This is a genomic window from Streptomyces tatrensis (assembly GCF_049310065.1).
GTDB lineage: Bacteria > Actinomycetota > Actinomycetes > Streptomycetales > Streptomycetaceae > Streptomyces.
On the sequence record NZ_JBMDLB010000007.1, the window covers coordinates 221521 to 239861 of the forward strand.

Annotated in this window: 15 protein-coding genes and 1 pseudogene; 8 read left to right on the top strand and 8 right to left on the bottom strand. The window is 73.1% G+C overall.

Annotated features, from left to right (window positions below; all coding sequences use genetic code 11):
• Positions 1-11 precede the first annotated feature (11 nt).
• From ACODT5_RS04785 to ACODT5_RS04795, 3 genes and pseudogenes are all read right to left on the bottom strand, one after another.
• Positions 12-527: pseudogene (locus ACODT5_RS04785) on the bottom strand (CorA family divalent cation transporter); the annotation flags it as partial.
• A gap of 246 nt (positions 528-773) precedes the next feature.
• Positions 774-1757, bottom strand: a complete 984-nt coding sequence (locus ACODT5_RS04790; protein WP_422517927.1) for a class I SAM-dependent methyltransferase — start codon at positions 1755-1757, stop codon at positions 774-776.
• Between the two features lie 117 nt (positions 1758-1874).
• Positions 1875-2492: a helix-turn-helix domain-containing protein gene (locus ACODT5_RS04795; RefSeq protein ID WP_422517928.1), complete on the bottom strand. Its 618-nt coding sequence runs from the start codon at positions 2490-2492 to the stop codon at positions 1875-1877.
• Between the two features lie 105 nt (positions 2493-2597).
• Between ACODT5_RS04795 and ACODT5_RS04800 the strand changes: the two genes are divergently transcribed.
• The 4 genes from ACODT5_RS04800 (at position 2598) to ACODT5_RS04815 (ending at position 7111) form a co-directional block, all read left to right on the top strand.
• Positions 2598-3635: an NAD(P)/FAD-dependent oxidoreductase gene (locus ACODT5_RS04800; protein WP_422517929.1), complete on the top strand. Its 1038-nt coding sequence runs from the start codon at positions 2598-2600 to the stop codon at positions 3633-3635.
• A gap of 215 nt (positions 3636-3850) precedes the next feature.
• Positions 3851-5479: an MFS transporter gene (locus ACODT5_RS04805; protein WP_422517930.1), complete on the top strand. Its 1629-nt coding sequence runs from the start codon at positions 3851-3853 to the stop codon at positions 5477-5479.
• A 37-nt stretch (positions 5480-5516) separates the two neighbouring features.
• Complete coding sequence (locus ACODT5_RS04810) at positions 5517-6101, top strand: GNAT family N-acetyltransferase (RefSeq protein ID WP_422517931.1); 585 nt, start codon at positions 5517-5519, stop codon at positions 6099-6101.
• Between the two features lie 176 nt (positions 6102-6277).
• Complete coding sequence (locus ACODT5_RS04815; protein ID WP_385381689.1) at positions 6278-7111, top strand: SDR family oxidoreductase; 834 nt, start codon at positions 6278-6280, stop codon at positions 7109-7111.
• Between the two features lie 43 nt (positions 7112-7154).
• On the opposite strand, the gene ACODT5_RS04820 is transcribed toward ACODT5_RS04815, so the two are convergent.
• From ACODT5_RS04820 to ACODT5_RS04830, 3 genes are all read right to left on the bottom strand, one after another.
• The gene (locus ACODT5_RS04820; RefSeq protein ID WP_422517932.1) at positions 7155-8480 is read right to left on the bottom strand and encodes a peptide MFS transporter; all 1326 of its coding nucleotides are present in this window, start codon (positions 8478-8480) and stop codon (positions 7155-7157) included.
• Positions 8481-8871: 391 nt separating this feature from the next.
• Positions 8872-10596, bottom strand: a complete 1725-nt coding sequence (locus tag ACODT5_RS04825; RefSeq protein WP_422517933.1) for an acyl-CoA dehydrogenase family protein — start codon at positions 10594-10596, stop codon at positions 8872-8874.
• 96 nt (positions 10597-10692) lie between these two features.
• Complete coding sequence (locus tag ACODT5_RS04830) at positions 10693-11253, bottom strand: PadR family transcriptional regulator (protein ID WP_422517934.1); 561 nt, start codon at positions 11251-11253, stop codon at positions 10693-10695.
• 148 nt (positions 11254-11401) lie between these two features.
• Between ACODT5_RS04830 and nadE the strand changes: the two genes are divergently transcribed.
• From nadE to ACODT5_RS04845, 3 genes are all read left to right on the top strand, one after another.
• Positions 11402-12232 carry an ammonia-dependent NAD(+) synthetase gene (gene nadE, locus ACODT5_RS04835; RefSeq protein ID WP_422517935.1) on the top strand — a complete coding sequence of 277 codons (831 nt, stop codon included), beginning with the start codon at positions 11402-11404 and terminating at the stop codon, positions 12230-12232.
• Between the two features lie 121 nt (positions 12233-12353).
• Positions 12354-12809: a hypothetical protein gene (locus tag ACODT5_RS04840; RefSeq protein WP_422517936.1), complete on the top strand. Its 456-nt coding sequence runs from the start codon at positions 12354-12356 to the stop codon at positions 12807-12809.
• A gap of 28 nt (positions 12810-12837) precedes the next feature.
• Positions 12838-14409: an MFS transporter gene (locus ACODT5_RS04845; protein ID WP_422517937.1), complete on the top strand. Its 1572-nt coding sequence runs from the start codon at positions 12838-12840 to the stop codon at positions 14407-14409.
• Between the two features lie 15 nt (positions 14410-14424).
• Here the strand turns inward: ACODT5_RS04845 and ACODT5_RS04850 are convergent, their stop codons facing one another.
• Positions 14425-15111, bottom strand: coding sequence for a TetR/AcrR family transcriptional regulator C-terminal domain-containing protein (locus tag ACODT5_RS04850; RefSeq protein ID WP_422517938.1), 687 nt, complete (start codon positions 15109-15111; stop codon positions 14425-14427).
• A 41-nt stretch (positions 15112-15152) separates the two neighbouring features.
• Here ACODT5_RS04850 and ACODT5_RS04855 point away from each other — a divergent pair, with 41 nt between their 5' ends.
• Positions 15153-16592 (top strand): FAD-dependent monooxygenase, encoded by a 1440-nt coding sequence (locus tag ACODT5_RS04855; protein WP_422517939.1) that lies wholly within the window; start codon positions 15153-15155, stop codon positions 16590-16592.
• A 26-nt stretch (positions 16593-16618) separates the two neighbouring features.
• On the opposite strand, the gene ACODT5_RS04860 is transcribed toward ACODT5_RS04855, so the two are convergent.
• Positions 16619-18232: an alpha/beta hydrolase gene (locus ACODT5_RS04860; protein WP_422517940.1), complete on the bottom strand. Its 1614-nt coding sequence runs from the start codon at positions 18230-18232 to the stop codon at positions 16619-16621.
• Between the last annotated feature and the right edge of the window lie 109 nt (positions 18233-18341).

The following is an 18341-nucleotide window of genomic DNA, read 5'->3' on the forward strand; positions in this document are numbered from 1 at the left end:
TCGCGGCCGTCCTCGAAGAGCAGTTGCTCCAGGGCCTCGATCTGCTCGTCGAGCTGCTGGACGGCTTTGAAGTGGTCGTCCACGAGGTAGTCGAGCAGTCCGTGGAGCAGGAAGCCGACGCCTTCCTTGGCGAGGTCGGCGGAGTCGTCCCAGTAGTCGACGACGCGGTCCATGTCGAAGTGGCCGCTCGCACGGACGGTGATCAGGGCGTTGGCGGTGATGAAGGCGGAGACCTCCCGGGTCTGCAGGGGACCGTCCGGGGTGTCGGCGTAGACGGCGTAGGCACTGAGGAAGAGGTGCGTGCGGTAGCGGTCGAGCTTGGCGCGCTGGTGCGCGTGCCGGGCGTCCTCGACGGCCAGTTCGTGCAGCCCGAACTGCTCGGTGATCAGGTCGAAGTCCGCGGCGGTGGGATCGCAGAGGGCCAGCCAGACGGTGCAGTCCAGCTGCCCCGCGTACGCGGAGAGGTCCTCGGTGGGGAAGTCCTCCAGGGCCAGGACGCCGTCGCGGTAAAGCCGGGTTCGTGCCACCCGAGCAGGCTAGGCCGTCTCTTTCGGATCTTGTCGGTCAGGTCCGCGTCGTCCGGTGCCGTGCCTCGCCGTGCTGCCGGGGCTCCCGCGTACTGGACGTACTCGGGCGCCCCGGCAGCGCGGCGAGGTGCGGTGCCGGACGACGCGGGCCCGGCAAGATCCGAAAGAGACGGCCTAGGCGGGCGGCTCCGGCCGGTCCGCGAGCGACACCCCCACGCACGGGTCCGCGGCCGCGGCCGGCACGGATCAGCTCGTGCGGCGTGCGGCCCAGACGGTGCGCTCGGTGCGCACGGCGAGGTCGTCGCGGCGCAGGATGCTGCCGGGGCCGTCGGTGTCGAGCAGCCCGTCGAGCGCGGCGAGGTCCTCGGGCGCGAGGGTGTCGACGATGCTGCGGCGCAGGCGCTGCAGGCTGCTGAGGGCGTACGCGCCGACCGCCCCGCTGCGGGAGCCCTCGATGTTCACGTCGATCACGCGGTCGCCGTCGAGGGTGAATCCGGCCGCGGTGAGCTTCGGCCCCCAGTCGGCGCCGCGGTGGGGCACGTGCTCCGTGTGGTAGCTCTCGCTCGCCGTGTGGCAGCGGTCTTCCAGTCCGGGCCGGCCTTCGGGGGTGTCCGCGGGCAGGAAGCGGGGGAAGCCCGCCAGCTCTACGACGGCGAACAGGCCGCCGGGGGCGAGCAGTTCGCGGACCGTGCGCAGGGCCTGGTCCGGGTCGGCCATGTGGTGCATCGAGGCCGAGGCCCACACCAGGTCCGGCGTGCCGAGGTCGGGCCACTCGGTCTCGTCGAGGTCGGCCTGCACGGTGCGGACGCGGTCCTCGACGCCCCGGGCGCACGCCTTCTCGCGCAGGCGCTGCAGGTGCGCCGCCGAGGAGTCGACGGCGGTGACGTGCGCGTCGGGGAACCGGTCGAGCAGGGCGAAGGTGCCTGCGCCCGTACCGCAGCCCAGGTCCACGATGTGGCGAGGGGGCTCGCGCAGCGGCAGCCAGGTGGTGATGTCGGCGATGTGCTCGGCGAGGACTTCCGCGTCCAGGTCGAGGATCTCCGCCTGGGCGTGGACCTCGTGCTGGTCGTGACTGTGCTGTGCTTGGCCGTGCTGTGCTTGGCCGTGCTGTGCTTGGCCGTGGCCGCCGTGGTCATGGCCGTGGCCGCCGTGCTGGCCGTGATCGCCGTGCCGGCCGTGGCCGCCGTGCTGGGTGTGGTCGTGCTGGGGTGCGTGCTGTGCGTGGGTCATGGCTCCACGGTAGGACGCCCATGCGCTTACCGCATACCTTCTTGCCAGTTAGGCAAGAGGATGGCCTCGTAGCCCCCAGGACGCGCAAGACCCGCGCCCGATGACCCCCGTACGCCGTCAGCGATCCGCACCTTCGCCTTCGCCGTCCCCGTCGCTCCCCGCGTCACCGACGCCACTGTCCCGCTGGTGGCCGCGGCGGGCGTCCCTGTCGAAGATCCCCAGGATCTCGCACGGTCCGCCCTCGGCGCCGATCGCGTGCGGCATCATCGTGGGGAACTCCGCGGCCTGGTTGGTCTCGATGCGGAAGCGGCGGTGCCCGAGCATCAGGATCGCAGTGCCGGACAGGACCACGAGCCATTCGCGCCCGGGGTGCGCGCGCATCCGGGAGGGGTTGTCCGGTGGCGGCTCGGTCATCCGCTGGCGAATGACCGTCATCCCCGGTTCGCCCTTGATCGGCCAGCGCATCTGCCCGTGAGCGGCGTCGATCATCGGGCTGGTGACGACATCGTCGGTCGCGGTCTCCACGAGCTGGTCCAGGGTGGTGTCCAGCGCGCGGGCGAGCGTGACCAGGCTGTCCAGCGCCAGGCGTCGCTGGCCGTTCTCGATGCGGCTGAGCGTGGACTGGCTGAGCCGGGCGCGCGTGGCCAGTTCCTCCAGCGACCAGCCCTGCGCCACCCGCAGCGCGCGGATGCGTTTGCGTACCAGGCTGTCCAGGTCACCGTCTTCTTGCGTCATAGGCAACATTGTATGCCCGTGCTGCAAGTCGGGGTTAGCGTCGTGTGCAGACGGCCCCGGATCCCCGGGCCGGCACCAAGGAACATCCGAAAGGAAACCGACGACATGTCCGCGACGACTACCGCATTCGCGACCGACGCACTGCCGGACGGGACCGTCGACGCCGTGGTGATCGGCGGCGGCGCCGCCGGTCTGAACGGCGCGCTGATGCTCGCCCGATCCCGCCGCTCGGTCGTCGTGATCGACAGCGGCACCCCCCGCAACGCGCCCGCCGAAGGGGTGCACGGCCTGCTCGGCCTGGACGGCACCCCGCCGGCGGAACTGTACGGGCGGGGCCGCGAGGAAGTGCGCCGCTACGGCGGGCTCGTCGTCTCCGGCGAGGTCTCCGCCGCCGAGCACGCCGACCCGTCCGCCGACGGCGACCTGCGCTTCACCGTGACGCTGACCGACGGCCGGGGCCTGACGGCACGCCGCCTGCTCGTGGCCACCGGTCTGCGCGATGTCCTGCCCGAGCTGCCCGGACTGGCGCAGCACTGGGGTCACAGCGTGGTGCACTGCCCGTACTGCCACGGCTGGGAGGTGCGCGACGAGCCGATCGGCATCCTCGCCACCGGCCCCGCGTCGATCCACCACGCCCTGCTGTTCCGTCAGCTCACGGACGACCTCGTCTACTTCACGCACGGCACGGAGCTGGACGACGAGACCCGTGCGCGGTTCGCCGCCCGCGCCATCCGCGTCGTCGACGCCCCGATCGAAGAGGTCGTGGGGGACGGCGACGGCGGCATCCGCGGTGTGCGGCCGGCCGGCGCAGCCGTCGTCGAGCGCCGGGTGCTCGCCGTGGCGACCACCCTCGTGGCCCGTACCGAGGGCCTGGCGGGCCTGGGCCTGCCGATGGAGGAGCTGCCCGGCGGCGGCCGCCGATTCCGCTCCGGCGCGGCCGGCGCCACCGACGTGCCGGGGGTGTGGGTGGCGGGCAACGTCACCGACCCAGTCGCCCAGGTCGGGGCCTCCGCCGCGGCCGGGGCGCTGGCCGGCGCACACATCAACGCCCTCCTCGCCGTCGCCGACACCGACGCCGCGGTCGCGGTCGCGGTCGCGGTCGCGGCGCTCGCCTCGGCAGGGACCACCACCGCCACCGCCTGACGCCTGACGGCTGACGGCTGACGGCTGACGGCTGACGCCTGACGGCTGACGGCTGACGGCTGACGCCTGACGGCTGACGGCTGACGGCTGACGGCTGACGGCTGACACCCAGCCGCCGGCCGGCGCGCGAGCGCCTGCTCCCGTCCCACCCCACCCCGGCAGCGCCGGACCTGGTCCGGCGCTGCCTTCCGCATGCCCTTTCCCGGGAGGAACCCATGAGTACCGACCAGCCCGCACGGGCAGCCGCAGCCGACGAAGTGCCGGGCTGCCCGGACCGCGACGGCGGTCCGGACGCACGTCAGCTGCGCACCGTCCTGATCACCGTATGCATCGCGTTGATGGCCGTCATCGCCTCGGTCTCCGGGCTGAACGTCGCGCAGCCCGACCTCGCCGTCGAGTTCGGCGCCTCGCAGAGCACCGTCCTGTGGATGATCAACCTCTACACCCTCACCCTGGCCGCCCTCCTGCTGCCGCTCGGAGCGCTCGGGGACCGGCTGGGCCGCAAGCCCACGCTGATCGCCGGTCTGGCCGTCTTCGGCATCGCGAGCGTCGTCGCGGGTCTCGCCCCCTCCGCGGAGGTCATGCTCGCCGCACGCCTCCTCAGTGGTGTGGGCGCCGCGATGATCATGCCCATCACCCTCGCCGTGATCACCTCCACCTTCCCCGAGGAGCAGCGCGGCCGGGCCATCGGCGTGTGGACCGGAGTCGCCGGAGGCGGCGGCATCCTCGGCATGTTCCTCTCCGCGACGCTCGTGGACGTGGCGAACTGGCGCTACCTCTTCGTGCTGCCCGTCGCCCTGGTCTGCGTGGCTCTGGTCATGTCGCTGCGCGTCATCCCCAACTCCCGCGAGACTGCCGCGCATGCGTACGACACGGTCGGCGCGCTGACCTCGGTCGTCGCCGCGGTCGGTCTCATCTTCGCCCTCCAGGAAGGGCCGGAGCGCGGCTGGTCCGATCCCGCCACCCTGACCGGCCTCGTCGTCGGGCTGCTCGCCGCCGTCGCCTTCGTGTTCTGGGAGCTTCGCCTGCGGGACGCCGCCCTGCTCGACGTACGGCTGTTCCGCGAGCGCGGACTGGCCGGCGGCTCCCTCACCCTGCTGACGGTCTTCGGCGTGCAGGCGGGGATCTTCGTGGTGCTCTTCCCCTTCTTCCAGGCCGTTCTCGGATGGTCGGGGCTCATGTCCACGCTCGCGCTGATGCCCATGGCCGTGGCCATGATGCTGGCCTCCGGCCTGGCTCCCCGGCTGGCCGCGCGCGTCGGCGCCCGCCCGGCCATGGCGGCCGGCATCCTGCTCGCGGGCGCCGGCCTCGCCCTCATGGCGGGCATCGTCTCCGTCGACGGCGGCTACCTGTCCGTCCTTCCGGGCATGCTCGCCATGGGCATCGGCATGGGCCTGGCGATGACTCCCTCCACCGAGGCCATCACCGGCTCCCTGCCGCGAGAGCGCCAGGGCGTCGCCTCCGCGCTCAACGACGTCACCCGGGAGTTCGGCACCGCGCTGGGCGTGGCCCTGCTCGGAGCGCTCCTGTCGGCCGGCTACCGCGGCGCCGTGGAGGAGCGGCTCCAGGGCCTCCCCCAGGGCGCGGCCGACGCCGCGCGGGAGGGTGTCGCCAACGCCGTCGAGGCTGCGCACGGTGCGGGCCCCCAGGCGCAGGCCCTCCTCCACGCCGCCCGGCAGTCCTTCGTGGAGGGCTGGCAGCAGGCCATGTGGGCGGGCGTCGCCGTCATGGGCCTCCTGTTCCTCTACATCCTCGTCCGCGGCCCGAAGAACCCCGCGCCGGCGCCGGCGCCGGCGTCCGCCCAGGATCCGGCAGCGGACCCCGAGGCCGTCTCTGTGAGGTGACGGGGGAGACATATACCGCCATGTCATCATCGAGTTCATGAGTGAAGTCGAGACCCACCCCCTGCGACTGACCGACCTCGATGCCGTTCTCGATCTCGGCTACCGGGCCTTCGACGTGAAGGCGATGCCCTACACCTCCTGGTCGCTGTCGTCGGTGGCCGCGCACTGGGACGCCCAGCCGGACGCCTGCTGGACCGCCCGCGACGAGGAGGGACTGCTCGGTTTCGTCCTCGGGTCGCTGTCCTACGACGAACGCGAGGACTGGGGCTACCTGGAGTGGATCGCCCTGGAGGAACGCGCCCGGGGCCGCGGAGTCGCGAGTTCCCTGGTCGAGCACTGCTGCTCCGCGCTCTTCGCCGCGGGAGCGTCCCGGATCATCACCGACGTGGAGAGCGGCAACGCCGCCTCCGCCGCGATGATGCGGCGCAACGGGTTCACCGAGAAGGTCACCGTCACCCTCTTCGTCCGCCCGAACCCGCGGGAACACACCGGCACGGCCTCGTACTCCCCCAAGGATCCGGCCAGGTCCCTACTGCGCCGCGCCGCCCGGGCCGGCGCGGGTACGGCAGGCGTCGCGGGCCCGGCCGGCGCAGGACCGGCAGGCGCGGGCCCGCTCGCATAGCCGGCCGGGCCGGCGTACCCCCGGGTCCGCGGTCCCCACCCGGCGCGTGTGCGCGCCCAGTCGTGCGCCTGCGCGCCTCCGCACGCCCCCGCAGCGGGGATGACCGCGGACCGGGGCCGCCCCGAACATGAACTGCCGCCACCATCCGCGGCAATTCGGCCATGACGGGGGGAACCATGGGACGACGCTGGCTGGTCACGGGATGCTCCTCGGGGCTCGGGCACGCACTGGCCACCGCGGCGGCCCGGGCCGGGGACGAACTGGCCGTCACCGCCCGCAAGACCGCCGACCTGGAGGATCTGGCCGCGGCCTGGCCCGGCCGGATCGTCCCGGTCCCGCTCGAACTGCGGGACGACGCCTCCTGCGAGGAGGCCGTCCGCACCGCGGTCGAGCGCCTGGGCGGCATCGACATCCTCGTCAACAACGCGGCCGTCGGGCTGTTCGGCGCGGTCGAGGAGGTCTCGGACGCCGAACTCCGCGACCAGTTGGAGACCCTGGTCGTCGGCCCCTGGCGGCTCGCGCGCCTGGTCCTGCCGCTGATGCGGGCCCAGGGGCACGGCCACATCCTCAACGTCTCGTCCGTGGTCGGCCGGATGGCCTTCCCCGGCCTTGCCGCCTACACCGCCGGGAAGCACGCCCTCGAAGGCATGAGCCGGACCCTCGCCATGGAGGCGGCGCCCCACAACATCCGCGTCACCGTCGTCGAGCCGGGCATGTTCGCGACGCGCTACGGCACCTCCATGGCCGAAGCCGCCCACCGGGTCCCCGCCTACGACGCCACCAACCGCGAGATGCTCGAAGGGGCCCGGGGCCTCGCGGACAGCCCGGAAACCGGACGCCCTGAGTACTTCGCCGCGCGGGTCCTGGACATCGTCACCGCCGAGGGCCCCACACCCCTGCGGATCCCCGTCGGCGACGACGCCTACGGCTACATCGACGCGTCGGACGAGGCGGACCGCGCCGACCACGCCGCGGCCCGCCTCCTCGTACAGGGCCCGCCCCAGGTCTGACGGCGGGCCCGGGAGGGGAGGGCCGCGTCGGCGGGCGGCCGGTTCATTCGCCGGTCAGGAGCCGTAGCTTCGGTGTGGCGGCGGCCATCGCGAGGCCGGCTGCCAGCGCCAGGCCGCCCAGGGCGAGGTAGAGGGCGGCGCCGGTCAGGTGGGTGGCGACCTGGCTGCCGATGGCGTCGCCCGCCGAGGCGGCCAGGAAGAAGAGGCCCACGAGCTGCGATCCGGTGCCGGCCGGGGCCAGCTTGTGGCTGATGGACAGGCCGGTGGGGGCGAGGAACAGCTCGCCCGTGCTCAGCAGGACGTAGAGCCCGACCAGCCAGAGCAGCGAGATGTGGGTGGTGCCGGTGGCGTGGCCCGCGGCGAGGGCGAGCAGCAGGAAGGACAGTCCGCCGAGCACGAGTCCCGTGGAGAACTTCGCCGGGGAGGAGATGCGCACCTTGCGCCACACGAACGCGAGGACCCCGGCGAAGGCGATGGTCATGACGGGGTTCAGGGCCGCCTGCCAGGTGACCGGGATGCCCATCATGTCCACGTGGTCCGCGGCGAACAGCTGCACGTTGGACGCGGCGAGGTCGAAGATGCAGAAGAAGGCGACGGCCGCCGCGAACAGCCGTGCGTAGGCGCGGATGCCCGCCCGTCCCCGCTCGTCGAGGTCGGTGCGGCGCAGCAGGGTGACGAGGTAGCCGACCGGTACGACCACGGCCAGGACCGCGAACGCGGTGAGGGCGTGGGGCAGGGTCAGCGTGCCGGTCGCGCGGGCCGCGGCGCCGGCCGCCAGGACCCCGGCCACGGACCACACGGTCCGGACGGCCACCGTGCGCGCCTCGGCCCGGCTGAGCGGGCGGCCGGGCGCGTCGGCGGCCTCGCGGAGGCTGCCCGAGGCCTGGAAGACGCACAGGCTGACGGCCATGGCCACGGCCGCCGCGGCGAAGGCGACGTTCCACCCGAAGTGGAGTCCGAGCCAGCCCACGAGGAGGGTCGAGGCCAGGCCGCCGATGTTCACGCTGGCGTAGAACTTGCTGTAGGCCGCGTCCCGTTCCTGGTCGGTGCCCTGCGCGTACAGCTTGCCGACCAGGGCGGTCATATTGGGCTTCTGCAGGCCGGTGCCGACGGCGATGAGGACGAGGCCGGCGTAGACGCCGTCCGCTCCGGCCTCGAAGGCGAGCGCGATGTGTCCGGCCAGGATGGCGACCCCGCCGGCCAGGGCGGTCCTACGGGCGCCGAGCAGACGGTCCGCGATCCAGCCGCCCGGCAGGGCGGTGAAGTAGCAGGCGGACAGGTAGGCGCCGACGAGGGCGACCGCCGTGGTCTTCGACATGCCGAGGCCGTGGGCGGTGTCGATCAGGAAGAGCGCCAGTACCGCGCGCATTCCGTAGAAGGACCGCTAAGGAGAACCGCTCCGCTGCTTCGCTCAGGCACAGCGGCAGCAGACCCTTGCGGGTGCGGTTCTCTGCGATCACCTCCGCCCTCTGCTCCGTGGACGTCACCATGGTGCTGTTCCAGCCTCTCGGGGTGTGTGCTCCGGCCGTTGCGACTCCTTCCAGCCAACACCGCGAAGGACCGCGTGCACACCGGCCGAAAGGACCGGGCGGCGCACGAGGAGGGACACGGGTCCAAAGACCCGGGCCGGGCTCCCCTGCTCGGGACGGTGGCCGCGGGCCCAAGGGCTTCCCGGCATCACCGACGGGCCCCGGCCCGACCCGGGACCGGGCCGGGTGCCCGGCCGGTCCCGGGTCGGGCCGGGCCGGGAAAGCCGTGCGTCAGGGCTTCATCTCGTACGCCCCCGCGAGTCCCTCCACCCGCGCCCACACGCGTGCCGAGCGGTCCGCGTCCACGGCCGGGCGGCGGACCGCGCCCAGGGCCCAGGCCTGCTGGTCCGCGGTGGCGGAGTCCTTGCCGTGCAGTTCGACGGCGTGCGCGGAGAAGTCCCGTACGAGGACGCCGAACAGCTCGTCGAGCACGTCCTCGTCCAGGCCCGTCAGGCGGGCCTGCTCCAGGACGAGCTGGCCGTGCACGACCAGGGCGAAGAGCTGGCCGACCGCCAGGAGGAGGTCGAGGTCGCGGCTCTGCCGCTCGTCGGGGGCCGCGGTCAGGACGAACGTGCAGAGGGCGTCGGCCTGCTCGCGCAGCCTGGCGACGTTGGGCACGGCGGCGTACGCGTCATAGGCCGGGCGCCAGTCGTGGAACCGTACGGATCCGAGGCCGCGGGCCGGGCCCTGGCGGAAGAGGAACGCGTCGTCGGCCGCGTCGAGGCGGGTCGGGACGGGGGCGTAGTCGACCGGTTCCAGCAGGTGGTTGCGCATGAACTTGAGGATGAGCGCCAGGTTGACGTGGACCGTGCCCTCCAGCTTGGGCAGGCCGCGGATCTCGACGGCCGCCTGGGCGAAGTAGGTGTCCTTCTCGAAGCCCTTGGCCGCGATGACGTCCCACATCAGGTCGATGACCTTCTCGCCCTCCGTGGTCACCTTCATCTTGGTCATGGGGTTGAAGAGGAGGTAGCGGCGGTCGTCGGGGCCGGCCGAGCGGAAGTAGTCGACGGCGCGGTCGCTGAAGAGCTTCATTCCGACGAGGCGGACGTACGCGTCGGTCAGCTCGCGGCGCACGTGCGGGAAGGCGGTGACGGGGCGGCCGTAGAGGATGCGGCCCTGTGCGTGGGTGACGGCCTCGTACATCGCGTGCTCGCAGATGCCGATCGAGGCGGTGCAGAGGTTGAACTTGCCGACGTTGACGGTGTTCAGGGCCGCGTCGAAGGCGGCGCGGCCGGTGTGCAGGACGTCCTCGGGGCCGACCGGGTAGTCCGTGAGGCGGAACTCGCTGACGTACTTGGAGGAGTCGACGACGTTCTTCACCACGTCGTACGCGGGGTGGCGGCTGTCGGCCGCGAAGAAGACGTAGCCGTCCGGGCCCTCGATGTCGGTGCGGCGGCCGAAGACGGAGACGAGTCCGGCCGCGTTGCCGTTGCCGATGTAGTACTTCGAGCCGTTGGCCCGGAAACCTCCCTCAGCAGCGGGCTCCAGGAGCATGTCGGTGTTGTAGATGTCCGCGCCGCGGGTCTTCTCGGACAGGCCGAACGCGAACACCTCGCCCGCGTCGAGGAGCTGTGCGGCGCGGTCGCGGGCGGCGGCGTTGTCGCTCTGCCAGACGGGCCCGAGACCGAGGATCGTGACCTGCCACGCGTACCAGTAGTCGAGGCCGTAGAAGCCGAGGATCTCGTTGAGGGCGGCGATGCGCGCGGTGTCCCAGCGCTTGTCGGTCCCGTCCTGGCCGGCGGACGCCTCCGGGGTCAGGAAGGTCGCGAAGAGCCCCTCCTTCGCGGAGAACGCGAGGAAGTCCCCCAGCCAGGCACGGGTGCGGTAGTCCTCGATCAGCCGGCGCTTGCCGCGCTCCTCGAACCAGTCGACGGTCGCGCGCAGCAGGCGGCGGGTCTCGGGGTCGAAGTGCGCGGGGTCGTAGGTGCGCGGGTTGAACAGCAGCTGGTCGCTCATGGGCGTTCGCCTTCCGGTCGGAGATGCGTCGGAGGATGAGGGGTGGAGCGGGAGAGCAGGAGGAGGGGCGGGAGGGAGGGGCGTGGCCGCTCCGGGTCAGAGGGCCGCCAAGCGGTGGAGGGTGGCGAGTACGTCTTCCAGCCAGGCCAGCTGCATGCGCTCGTAGGCGATGCCGCCGCGGAGCACGACGTGCTGGAGTTCCCGCCCGGCGTCGGAGGGGTCCGGGACCGGAGCCCCGGGTCCGGTGAAATCGCGGAGCTCCCCCGCCAGGTAGTGCGTGAGCCGGTCGGCGTGCGTCCGGTGGTGGCGCTCGACCTCGCGGATCAGGGCGGCCGGATCGTCGAAGGCCGCGCCGCGGATCTTCACGGCGAGCTCGTGGCGGACGGTGTCGGCCTGGATCGGCTCGTGGAGCCAGGCCGAGAGGGCGGCGCGGCCGGCCGCGGTGACGGAGTACTCCTTCTTGTCCGGCCGGGTCCGCTGCGGCACTTCGCGGACGTCGAGCCGGCCGTCGCCCTCCATCCGGTTCAGCACGCGGTAGATCTGCTGGTGGGTCGCGGTCCAGAAGTAGCCGATGGACCGGTCGAACCGGCGCGCCAGCTCATATCCGGACCCCGGCTGCTCCAGCAGGGAGACGAGGATCGCGTGCTCAAGTGCCATGCCTCGATCTTTCTATGCAACTCGTTGCATAGACAAGCGCCGCCACGAGGGTGAGACGCGGCTCACCCGCGCGCTCGGTTAGGGTCGGCGGGACAGCGCATCGCATCCCATCGCCTTGCGAACCGACGCACCATCATGAGGAGCAGCCGTGAGCCAGCCGGCGTCCACCGCCCTGCAGCAGGAGATCGCCCGGGAGCTCCTGGTCGCCGAGACCTTCGACGCCCAGCGGGAGATCGAGCGCCGGGTGGCGTTCCTGGCCGAGCGGCTCACCTCCACCGGCCTGCGCTCCCTGGTCCTGGGGATCAGCGGCGGGGTGGACTCCACGACGGCCGGCCGGCTCTGCCAGCTCGCCGTGGAGCGGGCCCGCGCGGCCGGGCACGAGGCGACGTTCTTCGCCATGCGGCTGCCGTACGGGGTCCAGGCCGACGAGAGGGACGCGCAGCTCGCCCTCGGTTTCATCAACGCCGACCGGGTGCTGACCGTGGACGTGAAGCCCGCGAGCGACGCCGCGCTGTCCGCCTCGCTGGCCGGCGGGACCGTCTTCCGGGACGCCCACCACCAGGACTTCGTTCAGGGCAACATCAAGGCCCGTCAGCGCATGATCGCCCAGTACGCGGTGGCGGGCGCGCACGACGGCCTGGTCGTCGGCACCGACCACGCCGCCGAGGCGGTCTCCGGCTTCTTCACCAAGTTCGGTGACGGCGCGGCCGACGTGGTGCCGCTGACCGGACTGACCAAGCGCCGGGTACGGGCCTGCGCCGACGCCCTGGGCGCACCGGCCGAGCTGGTCTGGAAGACGCCCACGGCGGACCTGGAGACCCTCGACCCGGGCAAGGCCGACGAGGACGCGCTGGGTGTCACGTACGACGAGATCGACGACTTCCTCGAGGGCAAGCCGGTCGGGGAGCGCGCCTTCGAGACGATCGTCCGCCGCTACCGCCTGACCGAGCACAAGCGACAGCTGCCGATCGCGCCGTAGCGGGGGCCGAGCCGGGGGCGGCGGGCGTGAAGTCCGCTTCCTCCGGGTACTGGTCGGTCACGGCGAGCACCACCTCGCCCGGCCCGCCCATGCGGTGCCGTTCACACCCCGAGGAGTCCGCGTGGCCGTCCTCAGCACGATCCTCGTGATCCTCGGCGCCTGGTGCGCCGCCAGTGTGGTCACTGCCGCCCTGTACTCGACCCTGCGCCGCCTCCATGTCCGGCGCCAACGGGCGACGGGAGCCGGGCCGGCCTCCGGGCGTGACTCCGTGTACGCGGCGGCACGGTGCGCCGGGCCGGGCGTGCGGACGGGTCGGCCCGGCCGCCCCGGTCAGCCCGGGCACTCCGGGCACTCCGGTCAGCAGCCCGGTCAGCCCGGTGACCCCGAGCGCGCCGGTCAGCCCGAGCACGCCGACCATTCCGGTCGCCCCGAGCGCCCCGGCCGCTCCGCGCGCTCCCTCCGCTCCCTCCGCTCCCTCCGCTCCCACCGCCCCCACCGCTCCCAGCGCCCCGCTCACCCGTCCGGCCGTTCCGGCTGGGGACGCAGGGTCCCACCGCCGGATCTCCAGGCGGGCTGATCATCACGATCCGTGTTTGGCTGACTGCATGACGTCCGCCAGCGGAACCTCATCCGGCCCGATGCCCGAAGCCGTCCCCCGGCCCGCAGGCGGGCCGCCCGCGGGCCCTCCCGATCCCCGGCGCTGGTGGGCCCTCGCCGTCATCGGGCTGGCCCAGCTGATGGTCGTCCTCGACGCCACGATCGTGAACATCGCGCTCCCCTCCGCCCAGCGCGACCTGGGGATGTCCGACGGCAACCGGCAGTGGGTGATCACCGCCTACTCGCTGGCCTTCGGCGGGCTGCTCCTGCTGGGCGGACGCCTCGCGGACCTCATCGGCCGCAGGCGGGCGTTCGTCATCGGCCTGAGCGGCTTCGCCCTCGCCTCCGCCCTGGGCGGCGCGGCGAGCGGACCGGGGATGCTCTTCGCGGCCCGGGCGCTGCAAGGCGTCTTCGCCGCGCTCCTCGCGCCGTGCGCCCTGTCGCTGCTGGCCACCACCTTCGACACCCCCAGGGAACGCGCCAAGGCCTTCGGCGTGTTCGCGGCGATCGCGAGCGGCGGCGGCGCCGTCGGCCTGATCGCCGGAGGCCTGCTCACCGAGTACACGGACTGGCGCTGGTGCCTCTACGTCAACGTGGTCATCGCCGCGGTCGCGATCCTCGGCGCCTTCGCCGTCCTGCGCGACACGGGCCGTACGGGAGCGAAGCTCGACGTCCCGGGGGCGTTCCTCGGGTGCGGCGGACTCGTGGCCATCGTCTACGGGCTGAGCGAGGCCGAACCGCGCGGCTGGTCCGACGGACTGGTCGTCGGCCTCCTCGTCGGCGGGTCCGCCCTGCTCGCCGCGTTCGGGTGGTGGCAGACGCGGGCGAGCGACCCCATGCTCCCGCCGCACATCATCAGGGACCGGACGCGGGCCGGCTGCCTCGTCACCATGGCGCTGGCGACCATCGGTCTGTTCGCCCTGTTCCTGTTCATGACCTACTACTTCCAGCTCGTCCTCGGGTACTCCCCCGTCCGGACCGGGCTGGCCTTCCTCCCCATGACCCTGGCGATCATCACCGGTGCGACCCAGGTCTCCGCGCGCTTCCTCGACCGGCTCGCCCCCCGCGCGCTGATCGTCCCGGGGCTGCTCCTGGCCACCGTGGCCCTGGTCCTGCTCACGCGGCTGACGGTGGACTCCTCGTACGCGACGCACGTGCTCCCGGCGATGCTGGTCCTCGGGTTCGGCATGGGCCTGGTGTTCATGCCGGTGATGTCGACGGCCACCCAGGGCGTGGAGCGCAGGGACTCCGGAATCACCTCGGCCACGGTCAACACGGCCCAGCAGGTGGGCGGGGCGATCGGAACGGCGCTCCTCAACACCATCGCGAGCACGGCCGCGACGGTGTACGTCGCCGTGCACCTCGCGGGTGCGGGGGAGCCGGCCCACAGCGTCCCCGCGTCCCCGGCGCAGCGGCTGATCGAGGCCCAGGGCATGGTGCACGGCTTCGGCGTCGCGCTCTGGTGGGCGGCCGGCATCATGCTCCTGGGCGCCACCGTGGCCGCCGTCATGGTCACCGCCCCGGCGCCGGCGCGCCGCCGCGAGGTGCGGGGCACGGCGGTCGCCGCGCCGACGCCCTGATGGGGCCGACAGCCCCTACGGCGCCGACCGTGCGGCCGGCGGGAGCAGGGTCGCGGCGATGCCCGCGAGCACCGCCGCGAGGCCCGCTTCGAAGCCGGCGTCCTGATCTCGGAACATCTCCGGGCCCGCCTCGGCCGTCAGCGGGAAGCCGGCGAGCCGTTCGGCGCGGGCTTCCAGGTCGTAGCCCTTCCCGTCCGAGCCGGGCTGCGGGCCCATCGACTGTTCCTCGATCACGTACCCGATGGTGTAGCTGTACGCGGTGAACCAGGCCCGGGCCGCCCCCGCGGCGGTGAAGCCGCCCGCGACGAGCGTCCGCAGATGGGCCTCCATCGGAGCGGCGTAGCTGATGTCGGTGAAGTGCGTGCCGCTGTAGACCTTGGCTCCGTCCCGGTAGCGCAGCAGGTGCCCCCGCAGGCCCCGCATCGCGGCCTCCAGCGCCTGTCCCCAGTCGTCGGGCGGTCGGGCCGCGTCCAGGTCCGCCGTCATCCGGCGGAACATCTCGGTGGCCATCTCGTCGAGCAGGGCCTGCTTGTCCTTGAAGTGCCAATACAGGGCGGGCGCCTTGACGTCCAGCTCCTTGGCGATGGCCCGCAGGGTCAGCCCCTCCAGGCCCACGTCGCCGAGCAGCCGCAGGGCGGTGGCGGCCACCGTCGCCCGGTCGAGCCGGGCCCGTTCGGGTTTCGCTTCTCGTTCTTCTCTCACCACCTTGACAACTTAACAGCGTTAAGCACATTCTCGTGCCCATGACCGAACTTAACAGCGTTAAGGAAATCGGGGCTCCCGACGTGCTCGTCGTCGGCGCCGGCCCCACGGGACTGGCCCTGGCCCTGGACCTCACCCGCCGCGGCGTCCACGCACTGGTCGTCGAGCGGGCCGGCACTCTCTTCCCCGGCTCGCGGGGCAAGGGGCTCCAGCCCAGGACCCTGGAGGTCTTCGACGACCTCGGCGTCGGAGACGCGGTGCGGGAGGCGAGTGCGCACGCACCCCTCGGGCAGATCTGGCAGGACGGCCTGCCGGTCGGCGAGCACGACATGCTCGGTGACGCCGGCGTCGGCGGCCCCACGGACACCGAGCCGCATCCGCGGGCCCGGCTGCTGCCCCAGTGGCGCACCCAGGAGATCCTGTTCGAGCGCCTCACCGGGCTCGGCGGCCGGGTCCGCTTCGGCGCCGACCTGACCGGCTTCGACCAGGACGCCGACGGGGTGAGCGCGTACCTCTCGGACGGCAGTGTGCTGCGCGCCGCCTACCTGGTCGCCGCCGACGGGGGCCGGTCCACCGTCCGCAAGGCCCTGGGCATCGGCATGACCGGCGAGACCGTGGATCCCGCCCCGATGGTCGTGGCCGACGTCCGGCTGCGCCCCGGCGCCCTGGACCGCGACCACTGGCACCTGTTCCCGGGCCCGGACGGCGGCTTCGCCGCGCTGTGCCCGCTGCCCGGTACCGACGAGCACCAGTTCGTCGCGCGCACCGAGGACCTCGACATCCCCGCCGCGGTCGCGGCCCTGACCCACCTGGGCGCGCAGGACGTCATCGAGGTCCGGTGGGCCTCCGACTTCAGGCCGCGCGCCGCGATGGCCGACCGGTTCCGCGACGGCCGGGTGCTGCTCGCGGGCGACGCGGCCCACGTGCACTCCCCCGCCGGCGGGCAGGGCCTCAACACCAGCGTGCAGGACGCCTACAACCTCGGCTGGAAGCTCGGACAGGTACTGCGCCACGGCGCGGACCCCGCGCTCCTGGACACCTACGAGGAGGAGCGTCAGCCCGTCGCCGCGCACGTACTGGGGCTGTCCACGCGGATCCACCGCGGCCGGCAGGAACGCGGCGACGCCACCCGCCAGCTCGGCCTGGGCTACCGGGGCGGCCCCCTGTCCGAGGGGGCCGCGGGAGCCCTGGAGGCCGGGGACCGGGCCCCCGACGGCCCGCTGCCGGACGGGCGCAGGCTCTTCGACCTGTTCCGGGGGCCGCAGTTCACCCTGCTGGCCGTCGGAACGGATGCCGAACTGCGGCCGGTGACCCCGGAGTTCCTGCACGTCCACCGGATCGGACCGTACGAGCCGTACGGCAAGGGGCTCTTCCTGATCCGGCCGGACGGGTACGTGGGCTGGGCGGGCGAGGACGCGACCGGACTGGCCCGCTACCTCGCCCACCTGGCCCGCCCCGGCTCATCGGCGACGGCCGCCTGAGGCGGGCAGCCGAGGCGGATCCCCCGTCAGCGCAGTGTGGGGATCACGTCGTTCGTCTCGTCGGCTTCCACGGGACCGGTGGCGCGCCGGCCGAGCGCCTCCGCAGGCGTCTCGTCGGCGCAGACCGTGCCCCGTGCGGGCAGGGCCAGGGTGGCCAGGTAGTCGTTGACGAGCGCGCTCACGCAAGCGCTCCGGTTGTAGGCGGTGTGACCCTCGGCGTCGAAGGTCAGCAGCCGGCCGCCCTCGAGGGTCCCGGCCAGGGCCACGGAGTCGCGGTAGGGGGTATCAGGGTCCCCGGTCGTGCCGAGGACCAGGATCGGGGCGGACCCGGCCGCCCGGTAGGAGCCCTCGTAGCGGCTCGGGCGCTCCGCCTGCCACTGCGCGCAGGCGGGCGCGTGGTTGTGGTCGTAGGTGGGCGGACCGAGGCCGATGGGCGGCCCGAGCAGGGGCGCCGAGGCGGACTGTGCGCCGACCATGGCGCCCAGGAGGAGTCGGCTGGTCGGGTAGACGCGGTCGGCGCACTCGACGGCCAGGTTGACGTTGAGGAAGTCGAAGGAACCGGGCGAGGGGGGTGACAGCAGGAAGGTGGTCTTACGGGCCTGGGCGGCGGCCAGCGCCTCCCCCAGGTAGGGCCAGATCTCCTTGCCGGAGTTGATGTTGAACATCAGGCGGTAGGCGAGGGTGTAGCCGGTGGCCGGGCGTCCGCTCGGGGTGATGACCGGGTCGGCGTCGAGGTCCCGCTTGAGCTGTTCGAAGGCCTCCCGGGGCTTGCCCGCACCGAATCCGCAGGCGGTGGCGTTCTGCGCGCACCAGTCGAGGAACCGGCCGACCGCCGAGTCCAGCGCGGTGAACTGCACGGCGTCGTAGGCGTACGGGACGTTGGCGTAGCGGCGCGGATCGTAGCCCCCGTCCAGGACCATGGCGCGCACGCGCCGGGGGAACTGGGCGGCGTACACGGTGCCGACGTAGCTGCCGAAGGAGCGGCCGTAGAAGGTGAGCGTCTCCTCGCCGAGGGCCTGGCGCAGCAGGTCGAGGTCCTTGGCGTTCGACCCGGTGCCGATGAACGGCACGAGACCGCCTGCGCGTTCCCGACAGGCCGCGGCGAACTCCTGACCCTGCCGGAGGGCGGTCTGCAGGGCGCCCGGTCCGGGGACGCCGCGCGCGGCGTCGACGGCGGCCGAGTACTCGGCGTCGTTCCAGCACTCCACCTGGCCGCTGCGCGCCACGCCCCGCATGTCGTACCCGACGACGTCGAAGCCGTCACGGAGGGCGGCGGGGAGCGCGGCGTAGCTGTTGCGGGCGAAGTTGACGCCGGAGTTGCCGGGTCCGCCGGGGTGAAGCACCAGGACGCCGGTGCGGTGGGCCGGGTCGGCCGCGAGCCGGCGGGTGACGGCCAGCGGGATCATGCTTCCCGTGGGCCGGCGGTAGTCCAGCGGCACCTGGGCCGTGGCGCACTCGAAGCCGTCGCCCTGGCCGTCGGCGCAGGGGCCCCAAGTGAGCACGGGTACGGGCGGGGCGGGCAGGGCGGTCGCCGTGGCGGCCCCCGGCCTGACTCCGAGGAGCGCCGTGACCGCGATCAGGACGAGGGCTATCCCCCACACCACTCGCTTGCGCGCATCATCGGCTAAACGGGTCTGCATGCGGTGAACTCCCTTGATGGCGGGGCGGGTGCTAGAGCCTGTCGTCAAACTCCCGTCGTCGCCCGAAGGGCGGCCTCGGAGTTTGGCGACAGGCCCTAGGGCGCACACG